At 52.8% G+C, this 303-nt stretch carries 1 protein-coding gene; it reads left to right on the top strand.

Going from position 1 to position 303, the window contains the following annotated elements; all coding sequences use genetic code 11:
• Window positions 1-14: 14 nt before the first annotated feature.
• On the top strand, window positions 15-303 hold a 289-nt coding region (psbQ, locus tag L9G74_RS23810; protein ID WP_500142661.1), incomplete at its 3' end, for a photosystem II protein PsbQ.

Here is a 303-nt window from a genome sequence, read left to right on the forward strand (position 1 = left end):
GAATGGCTCAAGCAATGGCATCAATGACTAGCTTACGTGGTTCCTCTCAGGCTGTGTTGGAAGGTAGCCTTGGCTCCACACGCTTGAATGTGGGGAGTGGAAGCAGGGTGGCCTCAGTCACACGTGCAGGGTTCACAGTTAGAGCACAACAACAACAAGTGAGTGGTGAGGTACAAAGCAGCCGTAGGGCAGTGCTTTCACTTGTTGCTGCTGGTTTGGCCACTGGCTCTTTTGTTCAAGCTGTGCTTGCTGATGCCAAACCTATCAAAGTTGGACCACCTCCCCCACCTTCTGGTGGATTGC

Origin of the sequence: Shewanella electrica, assembly GCF_022321485.1 — a bacterium.
Classification (GTDB): Bacteria; Pseudomonadota; Gammaproteobacteria; order Enterobacterales; family Shewanellaceae; genus Shewanella; species Shewanella electrica.